Below are 19034 nucleotides of genomic sequence, written 5' to 3' on the forward strand. Positions count from 1 at the left end.
TCTTATAGTAATGCGATATCAATTAATAAAATTGATTATATAAATAATTAATTATATTTTCCATGTACCTTAACTGATATAATGTATAAGGCAATTATTGATTAATAGTACACATTATTAGGGGGACATAAGTAATGATAGAAATAATCGCGGCACTAGTTTCACTAGTCGTACATTTTATTAGTTATCTCTTTTCAACAGGAGAAGACAAGAAAAAAGCAAAAGCAGATTTAAAAGAAATTGTTACTGGTTCTAATGGGAAAATGTTGGTAGGTTTTTTTGGAGGTGCAGTAGTTACAGGAATTGTTGTAGTCATTTGGATTTTATCAGAATAAACCTTTCAGTTATTTTAGCCTATATAACGTATAGGGCAGTTATTAGTTAATCAAGGGTATATATTTGTCAGGATACTTACGTTGGGAAGATTTTCAATTAGTTATGCTGCAAATCTGCTTACTTTTATTATCATATTGCTCTTGATGTCATATATTTTTGATCCTATTTATTTTTACCAGAATGATTTGCCTAACTTATTTGGATTCATTATAATTCTCATCATATTTGGTAGTATACTAGATCTTGTAGTTTGCCTAATTGGAGAATTATTATAAAGGAACATAAAACAATGTTGGAAGTTTCAATTTGAAATTCCTGTATTTATAGGAATAGTTGTTATCTATGTAGTTATACTCTCTCTTTTTACTATTACTAGGTCATATTCGTCTAGTTTGATTACGCCTATTATTTATAGGTTCCTTAGCTTTTTATTTAGTACGTAGAGAAATATAATTAAATTCCAATAACGAATTTCACGTCAATTAGTCTCTCATGTGGGGGCTAGTTTTTTTCTTAGCGTGGGGGTTTTCCAGAATAATGAAGATCCCCCTTTTAGAATTTTTATGGTCGATTTCTCAATATAGATATTATTGTTAATTGTGAAATGTATATGGAAATCGAAAGTTACATATACTACTATGAACAATAAGATATCTTGCAATATATTTCTCTTTGTGAAAAGATAAGATCCTACTATCCGATCTTATCTTTTTTATTTATTAATTTATAATAGGGATACCACCACATGACCATTTTCATGATTAGTTCGTTTTACTTTTAATACTGTCAGTTGCTTTTTTAAAAAGTTTCATTGCCTGTTCTGCTTTGTTATTTGCTTGTTCAAACTTACTATTATTTTGTTCTTCTAATGCTTCTGAAAGTAGTCGCAGAGCATCCCAGTAATTATCCATTGCCTGTTTTATCTTTTCCTGTTCAACTTCTAACTCTTTAGGTGCCTCAAGGTATTTCATGTCTCTTACGTGTGTTTTTGCTATATCCAAACTCAGTTGGATTTCACTTTTCTTTGACTCATAATCCTTTACATCTGAATGCCCTATATCTTGTATCAGTCTGATAACTTCATCCATCTTATTTGTATTTCCTACGATGGCTGCTTTGTATTTATCAACTTCTGAACCACTAACTTTTTCATTTAAATCATCCTCACGATGACCCTCTTTCGCATGTTTCTGGTTCTCTTCCTTTACCTCTTGCTCTACATCAGGGTATTTTTCGTTTATCCCATTAAATACTGTCTCCCACTTAGAAACACCATCATCTATCCCAAACATACCGTTTTGTATGATTTCTTTTGCTTTATCCTTATCATATTCACCATCATACTTACGGTCATCATACTGTCTAACTGCATCTTCTACTTTTATTAGGTGTTTTCTAATCTCTTCTACCCCTTCTTGTATTAAGAATTGGTAATCTTCATACTTTTTAGGTGGCTTGATTTTTTCAAAACGGTTTATATCCAAACTAATGTGACTAATTAAGGAATCTATCTCACCTATGTAGACACCCTCTTCTGTAAATAATTTATCAGTTTTCTTTTCTAGTTTTTTTAAATGATACTGGAATTCTAAGTGTAGTTCAGTCAAACGATAAGGGTAATCTTTTTCAGATACCTTTATCTTCTTTTCACCTTCCGTGTCTGATACATTTGATTTACTTTCTTTACTACTTGATTCGTCTTCCTTACTTCCCTGTTCATCCTCAATTCTAGACAATGCGTTTCTTAGTTGGTTTTCAATGTGTTCATCACTATAGTGCAATTTCTTTAGGTCAGATACCATTTTATCTGCATCATAATACTTATCTACTTTTCTATACTCTGACTGTGTAAGTCCATATGTATTTAATGTACAACCTACTAGCATGAAACTAACACTTAACCCTGCTAATGCAATACCTTTGAAGGATCTATTCATATTCATTTACCCCTTTATATTTTCGTATTCTTTCTCCATCCATAGACAGTCCATTATGAAAGTTTTCATTATAAGTATTGTTTGCTATTATTGTTTTAATTTCCTCACTATCTGTTTCAGCCCTAATTCTACTCATTTACCGTTTCAGTATTAGGCTTCAATTTGGATTAGCATTGCAAAAAAGGATATACCTATTCTTATAATCGTTGACTATATATATCCTTTTATTATTTTATAGTGAAATAAATAATGAATCAAAGTAATTTTGTGAAAATTATACAAAAAACCCTTAAATTATCGTTTGCCCAACACTAGATAATCTAGGTAAAGAAAAAATACTAGAGAATATAGTAATGTAGTAGTCTTTAGTATCTTTTCATAGTATTTTAACGACTATGCAATATGGAGGGATAAAAAAAGGACCTCTTACGGAAAGATAAGAGGCCATCAAGAAGATAAAAATGTTGTATTTGAAACACGCGAGTTTCTATTTCACATTATAACATAATATATCTATATATTTAATATATAGATTAATACATTTGTTCAAACTAACAAGTTTATGATAAATACATTATGTAAATTAACGATTTTTGATCCTTTTGGATAAAAATGAACTTTGAAATTCATGTACTCATTCCAGATTCCACACAAGTGGAATGCAGAAAACGTACATGCAATGTGTATATTTGATTACAAGACGTGACATAGAAAGAAGGGTTTCTTCACTACACTGAAGGAGACTTTTAAATTTTCACAATATTAGTATTGTTAGAGATTATCATATATATTATTATAAATAATGTTATATTAGTAAATTTTGGTATTATTTTTTCCAGCTTGTAAACTATGATACTTGGAGGCGTTGTTGTGCGTAATAAATGGAAACTTGGACTAATGAGTACCCTTCTTGCCTGTACCACCTTTACATCTGTTGCATTCGCAGCAGAAAAACCAGTCGATCAACCCAAATGGGAGGAATGGTTAAACGGACATGCAAAAATATTAAATGAACCAACTTCCCAAACAAGAGAGGATTTATCATTTCTTAAAGAGGCCGTACAGGACAAGCGCATTGTTGTACTTGGTGAAAGTACGCATGGTGCAAAGGAAATCAATCAATCCAAAATACGTATGATTAAGTACTTACATGAGGAAATGGGATATGATGTGATTGCATTTGAAACAGGGCTTGGAGAAGCAGCAGCTGTTCAGCAAAATTTTGATAACTTAACCGCTACGGAAGCGATGAAACAATCTTTATACCCTGTATGGCAAACTGAGGAACTTGAACAATTATTTACCTATATGAAAGAACAAAAAGAAAAAGGGACGCCACTCACATTAGCTGGTTTTGATATGAATTTGTTTTATAAATCTTCATTCCGCTCTTATGCAAAAGAATGGTTGCAAAAAGTAAATCCTGAAGTGGCGAGTGAATTTGATACAGCAGTGTCAGAGTTGATTGAACTGGATAGGTATTACAATAAAAATAAAACATATCCCTATGATCGATTTAAAATGGAAATACAGCCCGTAATTAACAAGTTTGAAAAGGTTAGAATGTTTATTCAGAATCATAAATCTGAATTGATTCTAGTTGCACCACATCCTACGTATGATGTGAATTTGTTTGAGAAATCAATCAGTATACGGATTGATGCGATTAAAACGCATCTAGATGCTGATATGAAAGTCAGAGGTGGCATCTCCTCACCTAACCTGACAGACTATTCTTTTTATATCCGAGATCAAAAAATGGCACAAAATTTCGCATGGCTCACTGAAATGCAATATAAAAATAAAAAAATTATTGTGTGGGGGCATAATTATCATATTCGAAAACAAAATTCAAAAATGATATTAGACTTTACGAAGGTGCAGCAATACAATTATGTTGGCCCAAATATGATGGATTATCTTCCACAGCGTATCAAAGACCAAATGTACACAATCGGTGTATTTGCGTATAGTGGAAGCAGTTGGGATGATGTTAATGAAAATGTTATTCCTGTACATAATGAACATGAAGAACAAAGCGTTGAAAAAATCATCAGCACTGTAGGAAGTCCCCATGTTTTCGTTAACTTAAAAGGAGAAAGTAACCGACCAGAAACTTCATGGATGTTTACTCCTACTGCAGCAAGTTATTGGGGAAATAAATTAAAAGAAGAAATCATGATTCCGACAGAACAATATGATGGCATTCTATGGTTAGAAAAGACGACTCCTTCTGTACTGAAGTAAAAAATAAGAGCCTCCGATAAATTAATGGGGGCTCTTTTCTATTCATATTCTTTTATTCAATTACCGGATAATTTGTTAAACAACATCGACTCCTCACATCTCCCATTATTCAAATTCAGGTTCCTTCTTATCTTAACAGTCATTATGTATACTGAAACCATACATTATACCAGTGCCGTACGTCTCACATGATTCGAATTTAGGTTCATTTGTCATTGACTTCACTTCCTATTCCATCTTATTATTCCTAACTGCTCTTTCCTCATCATTGTATATAGATTCTTCTGTACAAGAGAAAAAAGAGGCATTCTACACAAGTATGATACCTGCTATAGAATGCCTCTTTTTTCACAAATTTATATTAAGATTAAACTTTCACAATGTTACTTACTGCTAGGAGTTTACGCTTCTTTTAATCTTTCAAATGTAGACGTTTTAGTTCCCATCTTTGGCACAAATACTTAATGTCGTTACCTTTAGCGCCTGCTTCTCTTGGTGAGACATAAATAAGTAATCCTGTAATGTTCCTTTAAAGACCTGAACCCCGTTCGAGTATGCGATAACAGTTTTATCAAAATTTAACGATGTAAGTGTAGACATTAAGTTTTTCACTTTATTTGTTCACTCCTATTTTCCATTCAGATTTTGTAATGATTCCGTCAAAGTTGTATGTAATCTCTAATTGGTCATAACCACTCTTATAGATATGCTTCGTACTCGTTCCATTTGGCTCAGTAGCATCTGTCCAAGGTAGGTTACTATCATCTATCTCACGAAATTTTACACCCTCCTTAGCTACTTGTAACATGTCCTTACTAGCCCATCTCGAAAGCTTCGGTTTAATTAGTTCTTTGTATGTCTCCTGCGCTTCTGAACTTCCAAGAGAATTGAGATTCGCATATGCTTTCTTTTCTCGGGTTGCATATTGCTCCTCTTTGAGTGTTTCCTCTTCAGATTTCTCTGGCTCCGTATCTTGAATTGGCGTCTCTTCCACTTTCTCAACAGGTGTTTCTTCAGCGATATCAACTTCTGCAGGTTTTTCCTTAGATGGATTCTCAATCGCATCTAGTTTAGTCGTCAGCTTAATGTAATTAGTTTCTAGTTCATCATACTCTTTGGCTAATTTCTCTGACTTTTCTCGATAAAGTTCTACTTGTGACGATAATCTATCGGTTTTTTGGTTATAACAAGATGTCAGCCCGAAGAATAGGAAAACTACTGCCCCATACTTTGCAACAGTCTTTCCTTTAATAGATTGTACTTTCTCAGCAATTGTTGATTTCTCTGATTTCATAATTTGTAATCTCTCCCTCTAGTTACTCGATTATCTATTTATGACGATTTAGTTACATGTAAAATTTTACATGACTAGACATCAGATGTCCAGTTGACTACCCTAGACAATTAGTCATTTTTTTATTTAAGCTTTTAATGTAAAGATACAATTCACGTATTTCACCACTGTTTAATGACTACAGCGTGTTTCTAACTTAATGAGGTCTGACCGTATTCCAATCAACCTAACACTTTATAGTGCCCTAAGAACGAAATTTTTTTAGTAGAAATGATAGCGGTACATTATTAATTACATGAAAAAGTCCCGATCATATCGATAATTTTATTAGCTATACATATTTTCTTGGTTATTTCAGATGTAATTTAAAAAAGAAAACCCCGTAAAAAGTGATGCTTTTTACGGGGTTTGAAAAAGAGTATAATTATTTTACAGTTAATCAGATGTCCTAGTGAGCTGAAAAGCATATGAAATATAATATGGGATAGTATCGCTGGATTATGTTTAACGATTCGCTTATCGAAAATAACAACCTTATTATTTCTTTACGGGGTCCCACCAGCTGATTTGATTTGGGTATCTTGGTTTTTAAAAAAGGCACTTGAAAGAGGGCTTTTATAATTTCTCAATAACTGAAACTACTTAATGCAGTAAAATAATAATTGGATTGGCACCCAATTCTATATTAAGAAGGTTCAAATCGCAAGAAGGCACCTTTGGTGCCTTTTCTTTATACAATTTTATAATGTATTATAGATGTTTTATAGTGCTTGAGCGTGATATTATTCAAGTTTTTTCGTAGAGAATGCGTAAATACAAACAAAACCAGTAATACATCTTTTCTGTGCCGTACTGGTTTTGTTTAAGATCATCTTAAATTGTAGCTAGTTCACCGAGATTGCAAATTCCGATTTCGGTGCCCCAGCGAATACGATTGTTCCGTTCTTCGGCAGTTTCACCTTGTTATTGCCACTCACAATAGTGAAGTTGACGCAAACTCCCTTCTCATCATACACCGCAAATGAACCATTTGATGGCAACGTCACGGTCATCCTTTTGTCTGTTGCCGCTTGTGGAACTGTAAACCATTTCGCATGCCCATTTGCATCCAACGTAACTTTGGATGATTGGCCTACATCAATTGGTTTTACATTAGATTCACTTACGTATAACAACCCAGCCATCTCCATATATTCATTTCCACCTTCTGTATAAAAGTTCGTTTCCGTCGTATCACGGCCATTCATCACGGGAATTTGGAGTTGGTGCGTTGCGGTATTCGGACCTGTAATTTTTCTACCATCCCAATAGCCTGCTGGGCCTTTCTTGCGATTAATTTGTGTAGTAAGAAGTTTTGGTTGAACGAGATATTGAATAGAACTAAATTTCTCGTTTACAAGATAGAACTTGACACCTTCCCTCTTTGCCCATGCAGCAGCGGTTTTCTTCGATAGCACGTTGTCTTCTAGTTTCTCAGCTAAATAGTGGGTCATCACACTTTGCCCTAAACCTGGATGCGATTTATATGCGCTCTCCTTCAAATAAGTTCTTCCATTCTTCTCGGTTACGAAGTTGAGCTTGGAGGTACCCTCCTCATTAATAAAACTTCCATCAGCAGTATATACATATTTTTCTTCTCGATTAGATGGTAAGAACAGTTCTCCGTTGTTCGTAATTTCAATTTTAAAATGGGTTTCGCTATTGCCATAAAATCCTGCTTTCTTTACTACGCCCTGAGGCATTTTGACTTTGACCGGCTTGCCAAAGGATTTGTTTGGCTTGATGTCCTTAATAATACCTTTTTCTTTAAGTCTGGCGAGTAACAATTCAGTTGCCATTAGTTGATTTATAGAGCTCCGTCCACCAGATGACAATACAGCCGCTGCTATTTTCTGTTCTGGTAGCACGACTAATATAGCATGTTGCAATGCCGTATCACCGCCCTTGGCCAAAGCTTTAATCCCATATTCACTGAATGGGTATAGGTTCACACTATCCCAGCCAAGACCATAGTTAAAAATATTATCTCCAGTCCCCGGCCACATTCCTTTTTTATATTCCTCTTGCTCCATCGCCTTTACTACCTTATCAGAAAGGATACCTTTTCCCTGTCCCATAAATAATTGTGAGAATCGTACCATATCTTCTGCCGTAGAAGATATGCCTCCCGTACCAATTACATTCACTGATTCAATTGGAAGTTGTCCTTGATACGCCGGGAAATATAGTCCGGCCCGATTTTCGTCTCTCCATTTGTCCTGCGGCGTTTTCGTATGATTCATTTTTAAAGGTCCTGTAAAGCTTTGATGTAGAAATTTGGTAAAGCCCATACCACTAACTCTTTCCACCAAAATTTCGGCTAACGTAAAGCCATCGTTACAGTATACCGAGAAAGCACCAGGGTCCGCCTTCAAGTTCTGATTGGATAATTGCTGCAACAAGGCATCATGGGCATAGGTATCATTATCGTTAAATAAAAATGCATTACCTAACGTAGAACCTTGCAAGCCAGAGGAGTGATTCAATAACATTCGCGGTGTAATGCGCTTGTACCGACTGTCTTTCATCTTAAAATCAGGAATATAACGGGCAACGGGAGCATCCAAATCAACTTTTCCTTCGTCGACCAATTTCATTACAGCCGCTGTTGCATACATTTTACTGACTGAACCAATCCCATATAGAGTATCTTTGGTTAGCTGCTGTCTTCCTTCCATATCGTTCTTGCCAGTCTGACCCGACAAAATAAGTTTTCCATTATCAATTAGCGCATACTGCACGCTATTCGCTCCATGGGACTTTGTAAGTAGCTCCGCCTTTTCTGCTGCAATCTTCTTCAGTTCCTGACTAGCTAATTCTTCACCAGCTACAACTGTAGTCTTACTTTCAGAAAATGCTTTTGCTCCTGTTGGTAGAATCATAGTTACCGCTAATGCAGTGGCTAACACACCAGTTAGATTATTTTTCACCATGTAATTACCTCCTTAAATTAGTAATCGTTTTCATTTGTTTCACTATGAAAATATGATAAAATTTATCCGTTTTCCCTTTTGTCCTACTTGCTAAATTCAGCGAGTAAAATATTTTTAAAAGGATCAGGGGTATCCGCTTTAAGGCTGTTCAAATTGACAGCCAATGTATGCTTGCCTCCAAGTGTGCCCCCAGCAAAAGTTAAAAAGCCAGGAATGGTTCCTCCATGCCCCCATATCGATTCACCGTTTGAAAGCTTCATTTTAAAAATTCCAAGCCCGGAATCACCAAGTTCATCTACTCCTGTAGGGACTGTTGTAAGCATTTGCTTTAGTTGCTGTTCTTTTAGTAATTTCCCCCCAAGTAAGTAAGAAAAGAATTTGTTTAAATCATCAGCTGTTGAAATCATATCACCGGCAGAGCTCCCCATACTTGGGTTATAATAAGTAACATCTTTTGGCTCACTTGCTCTGTCTAATTGGACATATCCACGGGCATGCTTGGTTCCTGGAATCACAGTTGAATTCCCAGGTAAGAATGTATTCGATAATTCAAGTGGTTCAATAATACGTTTTTCAATCTCTTCCGCATAACTGTTCCCAGTTATTTTTTCAATAAGGATCCCTAGTAATATGTATCCTGTATTGGAATACGCCCAGCTCTTTCCTGGAGCAAAATCTGGAGGCATGGATATTCCCATCTTTACTAATTCTTCAGCAGTATAGGATCTTTTTGTATCCATCATATTAAAATCCTCTGACCTTGTGTAATTAGCGATACCACTTGTGTGATTCAATAATTGCCGGATAGTAATCTGTTTATCATCATATCCATTTCCTTGAATGACACCAGGCAACCATTTTTCAATAGAATCGTCTAAATTCAAGCGGCTTTCTCCTGCTAATTGAAGTACAACTGTTGCAGTGAACGTTTTTGTCACGCTGCCAATTCGAAAACGAAAATCTGTTTTCATTGGTTTCTTAGTATTTAGATCTGCTACCCCAGCTGCATGACTCCATGTTTTTCCACCCTCAAAAGTTTTAACAAGTATCCCTGGATATCCAAGTTGCAATGTATCCCGCATCGCCTCTTTGACAGAATTACGATTCCTTTGACTGTTTTTTTGTAACGAATTAGATACATTTTGAATGGACTCTGCTTTTACAATTGAGGTTGGAGTTGTATATAGCAGGGAACCTCCAGTTATTAAAAGGGCTAAACCTGTAAATGTAATTTGACGGTGCTTTTTCATCAAAATATTCCTCTCCCCTATTTATATCGTATAGATGTTTTTTGCTGTTTTTCAACTAATCACACAGCTTACATCTTACCCAAAGACAAAAGAGCGCTATTGAATTTGTAATCATTCTTATGCCCATTATTTCACAAACAAATTTCTGACCTGAAAATGGCCTATCCTTTTTTACATGTATGTTAATCTTTGTAATGTCTCTTTTCTTCCATACAAGTCTTATTAATTGATTTGTTTTTTCATATAAATTTACAGTATTTGTTCCTCCTCTCACTCTTCTATACATTTTAATCATACACAATGAAAATCTCTTTTTTCTTACCCCTTCCTTACAAATTCCTTACGTTCAAAATAACTTTCACAAAACAAAGAAACTGGAATTTTTAGAAATTAAATGAAATTCAAACACATCTAATATATGATAAAATTATATATATACATAAATACATTTACATTTTTATATGATAGTGTTATCATATAATTAACCAAGAAGTATCCAACAAATTATTATTAATCACTACATTTTCTTTCAGAATAAGTCAACTTATAAAAAGACACTATATTATACATAGTGTCTTTTTATATGCTCTAATATTAATTGAACATAAATGGGTTTATATACAATTGAACGCTTCACGCTCCTTGAGGAAGGAGCCTCCTTAACTAAAATGATAAAAAACACTAACAATCTTATTGTTTATTTACAGCTTATTACGTCAATAAAGAAGATAAAGGGTTTCTTGTTTCCATTCCTAAAAATCTTAATTTTTAAATAAAAAAAGAAAAACACTCCCGAGAGTGCTTTTCTTTTTAACAAATATCAACTATACTGTTTTTACTAGGAGTTGATTTTAGAATATGATCTCCTAGGCTTAGATAATACTTTTTATTTAATAAACCGCAAAATTGGCTGATTTTGTGGTTTATTTTTATGGGCGATAAAATTTAACATGGCCACCATCACGATCGAACCAACCTCTAAATGCCCAGTTAATCCATCCACCATCACCTTTATTCGTGAATTCCCCATCTTCAAATACCCAAATTCCAAAAGTGATTCCATCATATACTGTTGTTCCAAAGAATTTAACACCGTTAAAACGATCCTCATAGTTTTGGTTTAAGTTAAAAACCATAACATTATAACGTTGACCTGCTGAATAAAATGTTGATTCCATTACACCTTTTACAAATCCTGAACGATTAGTTTGACTATTAATAGCATTCCTAATCAAATTAGCGATACCTAATACATCTATACTTACATCTAAATTTGCACTAGCTTTTGCTGCATTTGGTAACTTAGACTCTACAAAATTAGTAGGTAATTCAGTAGATAGATTAGTAGGAATATTAGTTTTAGCAGCAGAGACCTCAGCTGCACTTGCATCTGTTGGCGCAAACGCTCCCAAACCTCCTAAACCGATAGTTCCGGCTAAAGCAATGTTCACTAACTTTTTCATTTTTTTCATAAAAAAACCTCCTTTAAATTTTTTATAAGGTATTAATCCTTACACCTCAAAGTATATATTCCTTATACAGAAGAGGCAAATGATTTAATTGAAAAGAAAATAAAGTTTTAATAGTCTATAAATTAATAGATATGCAAATAAAACTATTATAAATGCATATAAACAACTGAATTTAATAGATATATACATTAAAAGGAATAAAAAAACCATTAACTGAATTTTTTGTAAATAAATGAAAAAACTTTTGTTTGTTTTAGTATCTTAGGTTTTAATACAAGAAATACTGTCATTGTGTACAACGAGGTAGAGCTACATCGCTATCAAGCTAAAATGTTATAGTATCCCCCAAGACGAAGTTTTTGTTAACTTGTAACAAACAAGTTCATTTTGAGGTAATTCTTAAGTGATGGGAATTGAGTAGCACTAACAAAACGCGACTTTCATACGCTATAGGTTAATCGTTTTTTACAATTAATTGGCTGTAGTAATCAAAGGAAGATTACAGAGGGGGAAACTGAAAGCTTATAAGCAGTGGTTGGACTTTTTGTACAGCAACATCATACTTTTGTTACTACCTATATAAATTTAATTGAAAATACGAGATACAAAAAACATCCTGCATGGTTGAACCATGCAGGATGTTTTTTAGTCTTTGTTTTTCATAATGTAAGAAACTAGACGAAGGATCTCAAGATATAACCATACTAATGTCATCATAAGTCCTACTGCGCTGTACCATTCCATATACTTTGGTGCCCCACTATGAACACCATTTTCAATTGAATCGAAATCTAGTAATAAATCTAATGCTGCAACAATAATTACAATCGTACTAATGATGATACTAATTGTCCCACCTTGATGAATATATGGAACAGTCACCCCTAAGATACCCAGTAAGAAAACAATAAAATACATAATAAGAATTCCAAGTGTTGCAACCGTTACAACTGCACGAAACTTTTTAGTTACTTTTACTACTCGAGTTGCGTATAACAAAAGCATGGCAAATAAAATTGAAATTGTTAGTAATACTGCAGTTAAAGCGATAGAATCTCCAAATCGCATTGTATAAAATGCTGAAATACTTCCTAATAAAATCCCTTGTAATACTGCGTAAATCGGTGCGCAAATTGGTGATATACGAGGAATGAATATAACTACAAATGCGACAATTATAGTAACTATTACAATTCCAATTAATACAGGTATCTTCATTGTCCCTTGTGTCATCTGTAGGTATGAATAGACAGACGCTACAAGAAGTAAGGTAAGTAAAATAAATGTTTTTGCTATCGTTCCGCCAATAGTCATCTTAGAAGCATTTGTATTTTCTTTATGAAATTTTTCTTTTTTTAATATTGGATTAGTTGTTCTCATTTTTTCCTCCTAGATACACTCTACCTTTAAAGCAGATCTTTATATTTCTAATTTTTTATCAATGATACGACCTGTAATAGCTGTTAAGACAATTATGAATAAGCAAGTAAAACATACATCTAAAATAGTGAAGTCTTCACTAGGGTACAGTGAAGTGTCAATAAAACCATTTTTATCTATGAACCACGTACTCTTTATGGTGATTGCATATTCTCCTAATTTACTTAAAAAATCCAATACTAATGTTTGTATGATTAAAAATAGAACAAAGAAAGTCATTGATAAAAATCTTTTACTCAATGATGACTTTATAGGAATGAGTTTTGTAATTACCATGATGAAATAACAGGAAATTAATATACTCATGAAATCGATTCCCCATAAAAAAACGGAAAGTATGTGATGAAAAACTCCATATGCATATAACTTATGAAATTCTTGTTGGTAGCCTTCAGATACTTTTTCTCCAAGGTTACTCTGAGAAAAATAGTATAGAAAAATTAAGCCTATTACTAATAAAAGAATAAACATTAATGTGAAAAAAAATAAATTTGCATATATATACTCTTTTCCTGAGATAGCTGTATAACGAATCATCGTATTTTTTAGCATTTTATTGAAAGAAGGCAAAGCTATTAAAAGTAGTAAAAATGCAGCGCCACCTATGATGAATATAAATATACCTAATGTTATATCCTTTGTAAGTTGATTTGTCACCTTTGATAATCCCACCATCTTAAATAAAAGAAGTAATGAAATAGTAATAAATCCAAGGTAAAATACAGCTATCCTTTTTCTATTACAGTTAAACAAATAACGAAAAAGTGGGTTCATTTCTCAAAAACCTCCTTAAATAACTCATGTACTGCTTTTCCATGGTGAAAACGAATTTCTTCTACATTTTCATGCAATACAACACTCCCGTCTTTTAAAAATATTACTTCATCAAATATATTTTCAATTTCCTCTATTAAATGAGTCGAAATAAGAATAGTACTATCTTCACGATAAAAGTTAAGAATTAAATCTACTATATGCTTTCTAGAAACAAGATCAATTCCACCTAATGGCTCGTCTAATACGTATACCCTTGCTTTTCTTGAAAAAGTTAATATTAGCTGTAATATCCCCGTTTTCCCTTTTGATAAGATGCTTATATTCTCCTCTAGCGGGATTTTAAAGTTAGCTATTAAATCTATTGCTTGTTGTAGATTAAAATCAGTATACATATCTCGATAGAACAACAAAGCATCTTTTACGGTCATCCATGTTTCAAAAACAGGACTATCGGGCATAAATGAAACGATTTTTTTCGTTTCTAACCCCACTTTTTTATCTTTAATTGTAATACTTCCTATAGAAGGAAAGCGTAAACCCGAAATCATTTTTAATAATGTCGTTTTCCCACTACCATTTTCACCAACAAGACCAATAATTTTCCCTTCTGATATTGTTAAACTTACATCTCGAATCACTGTTTTTAAATCATATCTTTTCGATAGATTTTCAATTTTCAATAATTCTTTCATTCATTTCCCTCCTTTTTCCTTTCCAAAGAAGAATGGAGTATTGAGAGAACCTCTTCTTCCATAAATCCTAAGTTATTCATTCCATTTATAAAATTATCAAGCAACTCTTTTGCCATCTCTTTGCGTAGCTCCGTAATTTTTTCTTCATCCATTGTTACAAATCTTCCTGTTCCTCTGCGTGTCTCAGCAATACCTTCCCGTTCTAGCTCTTGAAACGTACGTTGAATTGTATTTGGATTAACTTGTAATTCACCCGCTAATTCACGTACAGCAGGAATTTTTTTACCTGGCGCCAAACGTCCTGTTACAATTTCTTTTTTGATGTATTCCATTACCTGAACATAAATAGGAATATTAGGAGAAAACTCAGTTTTCATTTCTTTCCTCCTCTGTATTAGTGTACTAGACAAATAGTACACTAATGTAAATTATATGTAAATAGTTATTTTGAAAATCATAACAAATGGAAGAGGATATATTTAGTGAACTTATGTAAAAACCCAAGTTTCAAAAACGACCATTTATCGTGCTTTATTTACTTCTATTCAAATAAAGAAAAATATTACGCAAACTCTGTTCTTGATAACGTACGAAATTCGCGTTTTGTTGGTGCTACCTCATATATATCTATGCCCTCTTATTGCTGATTGATGGTAGAATTGCTACTCCCACAAGCAGAATATCTGAAAGAAACTCACATAAGAGTATCTTTTCTTTATGCAAAAAATTATTTTTAAACAAAAACTCTTCATAAAAGAATGTATGTTCTTATTAAATAAGAGCGAACGTTCTTTTTTAATTAGGGAGGAATAACAGTGTATGACTATTCTATCTTACCGAATAGAATCCTCTTCTGTGTTGATTTACGTAGCTTTTACGCTTCTGTAAGTTGCATCAAAATGGGGTAAAATCCTATGTATATAAAATTGGCAGTAGTCGGTGATGTAAATAGAAACGGTTCAATCGTTCTAGCTGCCACTCCACCATTACAAGCATTGAATGTAAAGAAGATGGCCCGATTATACGAGATTCCTCGCAGAAAAGACATTCTTGTTGTAAATCTGATTATGGGAACATACATTAAATGCTCTGATTACATAACAAAGCTAGCTTTGCAGTACGTTCCTATTGAGGATTTTTACCAATATTCTATCGACGAATTCTTCATGGATATTACGGATAGTATTCATTTATTTGCTAAGAATTCCTATAAGTTTGCGTTGAAATTCAAACGTGAAATGATTAAGAAATAACACAAAGTACCCCGTCAAATAGTGCTGTCATATGTACCAATGCTTTTTATATGAGTTGACACTGCAATTTTCAAATATAATAGATTTGAGTGATCACGTTTGAATTGTTATTAAATAAAGGGCACCATTCTAATTAGAACGATGCCCTTTATTATTGTAAGCACTATTACCTATTGGGTTAATTTTTCGATTGTAGGCATAACAGCAATTGGTGGTAATGATGCAGTCCACCCAACTGCATATACGTTTAATTTTTCACCTAATGTGTAGTTTTCACTATCTGAAACAGGAACTCTTAAAATTTTGTTCTGGGAAACTAGATCCCACCAATCATATTGATAAGTAAGTGCTTCATCTTTTGTAGAAGTAGCAGCAACCACTAAATAATTGTTATCTATTGAAATGACATATCCAGTAAAAGGTTCTTGTTCTTGGTTTTGAATAGAATGAACAGGAGTATTGTTTGTGGAAACCTTAGTAGAATCTGCAAAGGCTGGTGTTAATCCGAAAGTAAATCCACATCCTAATGTTAAAGCTGTTACCGTTGTTACTAATTTTTGTTTTTTGTTAAACATCATATATATCCCCCTTATATTTTATCCCTACACTAGCCACATTCCATTTACATACATATAAAGCCTTTTAATATTAAGATATTTAACAATTTTGTCACAAAAATTCCATTAATGGTAATATTACCTATTAACAGGAGTTGTTTTATGTTATAATTCACTATGTGAACTATTATTGTTCCTTTCATCACTTGATGAATGTATGCCCTTCCTTAATTGTAAATATGTTTGATTTTGTTGGTGGAGAGGGAGATATCCCTCTTCTTTTTTTGTTTTTATATGAATAAAAATCAACTATGTTATTGTTATATTCATATAAAAAGGAGTCTCGTCAGATCGCTATCAAAATAAAGTTATGAAGTACCCCCATTATGAAAATTTTATTTTTTCGCAGCTAAAAGACAAATAAAAAAGGTCCTTAACAATTTATTAAGGACTGCGGAATAAAACCGCGATTTGGGTTAAAACCCAATCAGTTTGTAGAAAATAAATTGCGTTTATGATAGCAATTGTATTCCCAAAAGCAATGTTTCAAGTGAATTTTAACATACCTGTAACTACATTGGTATCAATAAAATATGGATTGGATTACAAATAGTGGTTTCGAATATTAGAAAAAGTTTAAAAGTTAATTACTTTTCAGGAAGAAAAATCCTTAAGAGGAACTTGTAGAGATAAATTTTTAGAGGAAGTATCCATAGCAGATGCTTTTTTCATTGTTGTATAAAATTTATATATTAAATGAGAGATTTATTAAATAGAAAACTAAAAAACTCTATAATCCACACATTAATTCATAACTAAAAATGTTTTAACAAATGATTGTTTAATTTTTCTACAACTGTTCTTTTCATCACATAGGTAAAGTAAATTAATTATATTTAGTTGTAATATGAAATTCTTTTTCTTATAGTTAATTAACTTTCAATATATATCATTCTTAAAGAATGATATATTCTTCTCTATTTACCTATACCTATATTTTTATAATTTATCATTTTAGCCAAGAAGACTCCTTCCTTAAGGAACGCGAAGTGAGTACGTGGGAGATTCATGTCAGTTGGCATAGGCCAACATGTTTGCTATCATTTACTTGTACAGATTGCTCTTCGAAAACTGAGGATATGAGGTTGGTTGCAGAAAAACGTTGCAACCGTAAAATCTTCAACGTTCTATTGCCCCACACTTACTGAAGTTGCGAAAACCAAGCTAAAGTAGGGAGTATGGTGAGTCATTCAATAGAATTGTTCCTTGTTTTAACAAATGAGTTTTTGTAAATAATATGTTTGTTAAAAAATTAATTAAGGGGGGACTTGTATGCCACAGGATCGAAAAGCAGAAGTTCAAAAGGATGCATATGAAAGAAAAGAGATTATGGCAGATAATTCACAATCTCTACCGCGTCACATGCAAAAAGAGCTGCCTCACGAATTTTCTGTAAATCCTCTGTTTGCCCGCGAAGGAGAATCCGTCGTTCCGCGCTTTCATATTCCTGATAAAGGTATGTTACCAGAAACAGCGTATCAAATCGTCCATGATGAAATTGCTCTTGATGGAAACGCCCGCCTGAATCTTGCAACATTCGTAAGCACATGGATGGAGCCTGCCGCAGAGCAATTATATGCAAAATCATTCAACAAGAACATGATTGACAAGGACGAATATCCACAGACAGCTGAAATTGAGGAGCGGTGTGTCCGCATCTTAGCCAACCTCTGGCATTCGCCCAGCCCCCTTACGACTATGGGCGTTTCAACAACTGGATCGTCGGAAGCATGTATGCTCGGTGGACTTGCTTTAAAGCGACGCTGGCAAAATGCACGTAAAAACGAAGGGAAGCCAGTGGATCGTCCCAATATTGTGTTTAGTTCGGCTGTTCAGGTCGTTTGGGAAAAATTCGCGAATTATTGGGAGGTTGAACCACGCTATGTGAAGATTAGCCCTGAACATCCCCAATTGGATCCTCAGGGAGTCCTCGCAGCCGTGGATGAAAATACGATTGGTGTGGTACCGATTCTCGGTGAAACTTATACCGGTCTTTACGAACCGGTTGCCGCAATTGCGAAAGCGTTGGATGATTTACAGGCGAGGACGGGTCTTGACATTCCCATGCATGTGGATGCAGCTTCGGGAGGATTTATAGCACCGTTTCTTCAACCAGATTTAGTCTGGGATTTTCAATTACCGAGGGTGAAGTCCATCAATGTATCCGGACATAAATATGGATTAGTCTATCCTGGATTGGGTTGGATAATTTGGCGGGAAGCTGAAGATCTCCCTGAGGATCTAATCTTCCGTGTCTCCTATTTAGGCGGGAACATGCCGACCTTTGCCCTGAATTTCTCTCGTCCTGGTGCACAAGTGCTCCTACAATATTACAATTACCTGCGTTTAGGAAAAAGTGGGTACTATGATGTACAAAGGGCTTCCCAGAAAGTCGCTCTTTTTCTTAGCAAAGCCATTCAGAAGATGGAACCGTTCGAACTTTTGTCCGATGGTTCGGATATTCCGGTTTTCGCTTGGCGACTAAAAGAAGGTTACACATCAAATTGGAATCTTTATGATTTATCTCGACAATTGCGTGTGTTCGGCTGGCAAGTACCTGCCTACCCATTGCCTCCAGATATGGAAGCGGTGACGATTATGCGCGTTGTGGTTCGAAATGGATTTTCCATGGATCTTGCACATTTATTTTTGAGGAACCTCAAACAGACCGTTTCCTTTCTGGATTCCCTTGACGGACCTATGCCACATGATACGAAATGTGATAACGGGTTTCACCACTAAATGAA

The 19034-nt window shown here is 34.0% G+C and carries 14 protein-coding genes and 2 pseudogenes; 5 read left to right on the forward strand and 11 right to left on the reverse strand.

Translation table 11 applies throughout. From position 1 onward, the window contains the following. Nucleotides 1-134: 134 nt before the first annotated feature. Both GBN78_RS19380 and GBN78_RS30655 read left to right on the forward strand, forming a co-directional pair. Entirely contained in the window at nt 135-335 is a 201-nt protein-coding gene (locus GBN78_RS19380) for a hypothetical protein (protein ID WP_070184169.1), read from the forward strand. Between the two features lie 81 nt (nt 336-416). After that, nucleotides 417-789, forward strand: a pseudogene (locus GBN78_RS30655) (hypothetical protein). Between the two features lie 308 nt (nt 790-1097). On the opposite strand, the gene GBN78_RS19390 reads toward GBN78_RS30655, so the two are convergent. Next, entirely contained in the window at nt 1098-2279 is a 1182-nt protein-coding gene (locus GBN78_RS19390; RefSeq protein ID WP_152127619.1) for a DUF7018 domain-containing (lipo)protein, read from the reverse strand. Between the two features lie 864 nt (nt 2280-3143). Between GBN78_RS19390 and GBN78_RS19395 the strand changes: the two genes are divergently transcribed. Then, the gene (locus tag GBN78_RS19395; protein ID WP_070184171.1) at nt 3144-4520 is read left to right on the forward strand and encodes an erythromycin esterase family protein; all 1377 of its coding nucleotides are present in this window, start codon (nt 3144-3146) and stop codon (nt 4518-4520) included. Between the two features lie 435 nt (nt 4521-4955). Here the strand turns inward: GBN78_RS19395 and GBN78_RS30295 are convergent, their stop codons facing one another. The 9 genes from GBN78_RS30295 to GBN78_RS19435 all read right to left on the reverse strand — a co-directional run bounded on the left by GBN78_RS30295 (nt 4956) and on the right by GBN78_RS19435 (nt 14794). Then, on the reverse strand, nt 4956-5132 hold the full coding sequence (locus GBN78_RS30295; RefSeq protein WP_153600683.1) for a hypothetical protein: 177 nt from the start codon (nt 5130-5132) through the stop codon (nt 4956-4958). 1 nt (nt 5133) lies between these two features. Continuing rightward, nucleotides 5134-5814, reverse strand: a complete 681-nt coding sequence (locus GBN78_RS19400) for a hypothetical protein (RefSeq protein ID WP_070184172.1) — start codon at nt 5812-5814, stop codon at nt 5134-5136. A gap of 884 nt (nt 5815-6698) precedes the next feature. Beyond that, nucleotides 6699-8783 carry a serine hydrolase domain-containing protein gene (locus GBN78_RS19405; protein WP_152127625.1) on the reverse strand — a complete coding sequence of 695 codons (2085 nt, stop codon included), beginning with the start codon at nt 8781-8783 and terminating at the stop codon, nt 6699-6701. Between the two features lie 86 nt (nt 8784-8869). Then, complete coding sequence (locus tag GBN78_RS19410; protein WP_070184173.1) at nt 8870-10036, reverse strand: serine hydrolase domain-containing protein; 1167 nt, start codon at nt 10034-10036, stop codon at nt 8870-8872. Nucleotides 10037-10965: 929 nt separating this feature from the next. Further along, a complete protein-coding gene (locus GBN78_RS19415) occupies nt 10966-11508 on the reverse strand; it encodes a stress protein (protein WP_070184174.1) in 543 nt (180 codons plus the stop codon). 645 nt (nt 11509-12153) lie between these two features. Then, nucleotides 12154-12888 carry a Bax inhibitor-1/YccA family protein gene (locus GBN78_RS19420; protein ID WP_074625511.1) on the reverse strand — a complete coding sequence of 245 codons (735 nt, stop codon included), beginning with the start codon at nt 12886-12888 and terminating at the stop codon, nt 12154-12156. Nucleotides 12889-12927: 39 nt separating this feature from the next. Continuing rightward, nucleotides 12928-13722, reverse strand: coding sequence for an ABC transporter permease (locus GBN78_RS19425; protein WP_074625512.1), 795 nt, complete (start codon nt 13720-13722; stop codon nt 12928-12930). Further along, nucleotides 13719-14417, reverse strand: coding sequence for an ABC transporter ATP-binding protein (locus tag GBN78_RS19430; protein WP_000661366.1), 699 nt, complete (start codon nt 14415-14417; stop codon nt 13719-13721). The genes GBN78_RS19425 and GBN78_RS19430 overlap by 4 nt, the downstream gene beginning before the upstream one ends. Beyond that, nucleotides 14414-14794 (reverse strand): GntR family transcriptional regulator, encoded by a 381-nt coding sequence (locus tag GBN78_RS19435; protein WP_000845512.1) that lies wholly within the window; start codon nt 14792-14794, stop codon nt 14414-14416. The genes GBN78_RS19430 and GBN78_RS19435 overlap by 4 nt, the downstream gene beginning before the upstream one ends. Nucleotides 14795-15232: 438 nt before the next feature. Between GBN78_RS19435 and GBN78_RS19440 the strand changes: the two are divergent. Further along, nucleotides 15233-15658: pseudogene (locus GBN78_RS19440) on the forward strand (Y-family DNA polymerase); the annotation flags it as partial. 182 nt (nt 15659-15840) lie between these two features. On the opposite strand, the gene GBN78_RS19445 reads toward GBN78_RS19440, so the two are convergent. After that, nucleotides 15841-16245 (reverse strand): DUF3221 domain-containing protein, encoded by a 405-nt coding sequence (locus tag GBN78_RS19445; RefSeq protein WP_152127620.1) that lies wholly within the window; start codon nt 16243-16245, stop codon nt 15841-15843. Nucleotides 16246-17559: 1314 nt separating this feature from the next. On the opposite strand from GBN78_RS19445, the gene gad reads away from it, so the two are divergent. Then, a complete protein-coding gene (gene gad, locus GBN78_RS19450; protein WP_152127621.1) occupies nt 17560-19029 on the forward strand; it encodes a glutamate decarboxylase in 1470 nt (489 codons plus the stop codon). The last annotated feature ends 5 nt before the right edge of the window (nt 19030-19034 follow it).

The organism is Bacillus sp. B2-WWTP-C-10-Post-4 (genome assembly GCF_009183805.1).
Classification (GTDB): Bacteria; Bacillota; Bacilli; order Bacillales; family Bacillaceae_G; genus Bacillus_A; species Bacillus_A cereus.